4 protein-coding genes are annotated in these 4,168 nt (G+C 68.5%); all 4 read right to left on the reverse strand.

What is annotated here, in order from left to right:
- Nucleotides 1-242: 242 nt before the first annotated feature.
- Nucleotides 243-845: a sugar transferase gene (locus HUV01_RS12935; protein ID WP_174298637.1), complete on the reverse strand. Its 603-nt coding sequence runs from the start codon at nucleotides 843-845 to the stop codon at nucleotides 243-245.
- Between the two features lie 96 nt (nucleotides 846-941).
- On the reverse strand, nucleotides 942-2,039 hold the full coding sequence (locus HUV01_RS12940) for a UDP-galactopyranose mutase (protein WP_174298638.1): 1,098 nt from the start codon (nucleotides 2,037-2,039) through the stop codon (nucleotides 942-944).
- Between the two features lie 10 nt (nucleotides 2,040-2,049).
- Complete coding sequence (locus HUV01_RS12945; protein ID WP_174298639.1) at nucleotides 2,050-3,213, reverse strand: glycosyltransferase; 1,164 nt, start codon at nucleotides 3,211-3,213, stop codon at nucleotides 2,050-2,052.
- Nucleotides 3,214-3,498: 285 nt separating this feature from the next.
- The coding region (locus HUV01_RS12950) for a methyl-accepting chemotaxis protein (RefSeq protein ID WP_254606631.1) at nucleotides 3,499-4,168 on the reverse strand (670 nt) is incomplete at its 5' end.

Genomic DNA, 4,168 nt, shown 5'->3' on the forward strand with positions numbered 1-4,168 from the left:
GGCCAGCACGCTCGCCAGCAAGGCGTCGCCGGTCAAAAACTCGGCCGATACCGCATGCAGCGGCGCCTCGGCGGTCCGGTCGTCGGCGGTCCGGGCGTCGGCGGTCCGGGCGAATGCGGCGGCGCATGCCGCGCCGATCCCGCGCGACGCGCCGGTCAGGAGGATGTGGGTCATGGGGCGTGCTTAGCGGGGCCGTCGCGCTTTGGCATCAGCCGTGGCGGATCGCGCGACCCGGCCGCTCGTCAGAACGCGCCGTCCCCGCGGGCGACCACCACCATGGTCCTCAGGAGGATCGCCAGGTCGAGCCCGAGCGACAGCCGGGCGATATACTCCAGGTCGGGCAGCTTCATGTCGTCGACGGAACCGCTCTTGTGGCGGGCGGTCACCTGCCACAGGCCGGTGATGCCGGGCCGAACCACGGCGCGGTCGCGCGCGAACTTAGGATCGTGCGCCAGCATCTCGGGCATGATCGCGCGCGGGCCGACGAGCGCCATGTGGCCGGCGATCACGTTCATGAACTGCGGCAGCTCGTCCAGGCTGCTGCGGCGAAGCCAGCGGCCGAGCCGGGTGACGCGCGGGTCCGCCGCGGATTTTGGCAGCACGCCCGTCCGCGCGACGGTCGCGCGGAACGCCTCGCTCTGCGCGGCGGTCGCCACGCGCATCGTGCGGAACTTGAGCATCCCGAACGGCTTCCCGCCCCGGCCATGCCGCATCGTCACGTACAGGGCCGGACCCGGCGAACAGAGCCGAACGGCACAGGCGATCCCGACCATCGGCACGGCCAGCAGGAGAAGCAGGAGCGTGCCGAGAAGGATGTCGAGCGTCCGCTTGACGAGGAGCGTCACGGGTCGACGAGGCGTCGCGTCATGCCCGTCGCACCTAGACTGTCCGGCGGGCTGCCCGACAGGCTGCCCTGCCGGTGGCGAAGCGCCGGCCGCCATTCAGGACCCTTCCAGAAGGCGGGACGCGTGTACCATGGCTCTCCCGATCGCTTGATCCATGTCAAGGTAACGGTACTCACCCAGCCGTCCACAGAAAAGAACATCCGGTGATCCGCCAGCCAGCTTCAGATAGGCCTCGTAGCGGCTGCGCGCGGACGAACTGGGGAAGGGGTATTCGGCTTGCGTCCAGTCGCCGGCCGTCCCCGGCGTCTCGGTGGTGAGCAGGGTGCCGGCGGCCGGCCGTGCCGCGTCTTCCAGCATGTGGTTCCACTCGACCGTCCGGACCGCCGGCCCGTCCTCCAGCCCCGGGATGTTGATCTGCCCGCATGGCTGAACGAAGCGCCGGCCCGGCAGATAGCGGTGGTCTCGCCGCTGGGTACGGTAAGGTAGCTGGCCGTGGACATAGTCGAAATACCGGTCGATCGATCCGGTGTAGACCAGCCTGCGGCGCCACCTCACCTCCCGTTGCGTGTGATGGTCGCGGCCCGTCAGCACCTCGATCCCGTCGAGCATCTTCTCGATCCAGCCGGTGAAGCCGCCGTATGGCAGCGCCTGGAAGGTCGCTCGCGACAGCCGGACGTCCCCGTCCTCCCGGATCTCCAGTCGACTGGCGAGACCGGGATCGAGCGACGACGGCGCCACCCCCCATTGCTTGGTGGTGTAGCCGTGGACGAAGCGGCGGTATATTCGCCGAGGCATCAGCGACAGCATCCGCGTCTCGAAATTGTCGGCCGGTCCGGTGTCCGCGCCTTCTTCGGCCGGGTCGTCGCCCCCGGCGGTCAAGCGGTCGAAGTCGGCCTTGTGCAGCGGCCAGTCGAACAGCTCGCCGCCCGAACGGGTCATGACCCTGGCGGAGAACGGATAGAAGCGAGCGAACCGCGTGACGAACGCCTCGATGCGCGCGGACGAGGTGCGGAAATAGTGGGGACCATGCAGGTTGAACCGGATGCCGCATGGATGGACGACGTCGGCGACGTTGCCGCCCACCCGATCCCGCGCTTCCAGCACGCACACGCTGCGACCGGCATCCGTGAGGATGCGCGCGATGGTCGCTCCGGTCAGCCCTGCCCCGACGATGACATAGTCCACGTCCCTCATGTCCAGGCGGCTACGACAGGCCGGTCGCTTCGCGGACCAGCTTCCGGAACTCCGACGCGAAACGCCGTTCCGAAAACCGTTCGGCGTTCCGGGCGCAGGCTTCCCCGGAATACGACCCCCTGCAGGCCTCGAAGCGGCGAACCGCATCGACGATCGCCTCTGGCGTCTGGCGATCGAAGAACAGCCCGGTCGGCTCCGTGGCCGGAGCGCCGACGATCGTCTCGCGCAATCCGCCCTGGCCGAGCGCGATCACCGGGGTCCCGGTCGCCTGTGCCTCGACGGGGGTTATGCCAAAATCCTCCACCGCGGCGTGGAGGTAGGCGCGCGCCTTCCCCATCAGGCGATCGGCTTCCGGCATGCTCACTTCGTCGACGAACGTTATGTTGGCCGTCGCGCGTTTCCGCAACGCCTTCAGCATCGGACCCGACCCGGCGACGACCAAGGGCAGATCCGTCATCCGGGTGAACGCCTCGACGATGAGATCCACCCTCTTGTGAGGCACCAGCCGTCCCAGGCTGAGGTAGAAGTCCCGCGGCTCCGTCGAATAGGTGAACCGGTCGATGAAGACGGGCGGGTATATGACGACGCCCTTGCGGGAATAGTATTTGCGGACGCGTTCGGCGACGAACCTAGAGTTGGCGGCGATCGCATCCGGCCTCTGCCCGGCCAGCGTGTCCCACATCCGCAGCTTGTGCAGCATCCGCCGCGTGGTGAACCCCAGCATGCCGAACGCCAGACCGTCCTGTCTCAGATGGTCGTCCTGAAGGTCCCATGCGTAGCGCATCGGAGAGCTTATGTAGGCGACATGCGGCTGGTAAGGTTTCGTCAGCACGCCATGGGCGACCGCGAACTGGACGCTTATCACCAGGTCATAGCCTTCGAAATCGAACTGTTCGATCGCCAGCGGCCAGAGCGCCACCAGCTTGCGCAGGTGGCGACGTGCGAAAGGAACATGCTGGAGAAACGACGTGCGGACCTGTCTGCCGTTCAACCAGCCCCTGGCATGAGGCGGCAGGAAATCGACGAGGGCGAACAGATCGGCGTGGGGATGGATGCGTAGTATGGCTTCGACCACCCGCTCGGAACCCCCATAGGTGAGGAACCCGTCGCAGACGACGGCGATGCGGGCGGATGTGGACGCGTCTTGCCGCTCGGGCCGATATGGTCCCTCCATGATCCTGAACGATACCCTGTTTCGGCACGAAGGCGACCCGCCTGGACACCCGCGCGATCTTGGAGAGAGGCCAGGCCGGCGGCGCGGTGCTAGCGGCGGCCCGCCCAGGAGACAACCATTCGGCGCGAAAGAACGGATCACGCGGGGAAGGAGAGGGGGCAAGATCAGGGGCAGGGACCAGGCCGGTTTGCCGGGTATATCCCCTGCGGCGTCCTCGTTCCGGCAGCGGGTGTCGGGACGACGAACGGCGTCGGGCGTTCCCTTCGCACCCTCAGGCCGCCCCCCTTATGCCGCCACCTTGGCCGTGAACTCCCCTGCGCTCGCCTTCAGGTCGCCGAGCCGGCCGTCCAGCCGCCCGAAGCCCGCGCCCACGCGGTCGATCTCGGATGCCACCCCCTCCGTGTCCTCGCGGATCGCCGCGATCGTGTCGCTCATCGAGTCGGCGGCCAGCGCGGTCTCGTCGACGGCGGCGGTGATGGCGGTGACGGTCTGCGCCTGCGCCTCCATCGCGTAGCGGATGCGCTCGGCCGACTCCTGCACCTCGGCCACCGTGGACTTGATGCTGGCGTTGGTCTCCACCGTCGAGCGGGTGGCCGACTGGATGGCGGCGATCTTGGCGGCGATGTCGTCGGTGGCGCGCGCGGTCTGCGAGGCGAGGCTCTTCACCTCCTGCGCCACCACCGCGAAGCCGCGACCCGCATCTCCGGCACGCGCCGCCTCGATCGTGGCGTTCAGCGCCAGCAGGTTGGTCTGTCCCGCGATGTCGCGGATCAGGCCCAGGATCGATTCGATCGACTTGGCATGGTCGCTCAACGCCTCGCTCATCCCCACCGCGCGTCCGGCCTGCGCCGAGGCGCGCGTGGCGATCTCGGCCGCCGCCTCCACCTCGCCGCGCGCGTCCTCGATCGCGCGGATCAGCCCCGCGGCGGTGGACGCAGCCTCGCGCATCGCGACC

The organism is Sphingomonas bacterium (genome assembly GCF_903643035.1).
GTDB lineage: Bacteria > Pseudomonadota > Alphaproteobacteria > Sphingomonadales > Sphingomonadaceae > Sphingomonas.

Coding starts and splice junctions, on each gene's coding strand:
- HUV01_RS12945 (WP_174298639.1), bottom strand. CDS start 3,213: ATGGAGGGACCATATCGGCCCGAGCGGCAAGACGCGTCCACATCCGCC.
- HUV01_RS12940 (WP_174298638.1), bottom strand. CDS start 2,039: ATGAGGGACGTGGACTATGTCATCGTCGGGGCAGGGCTGACCGGAGCG.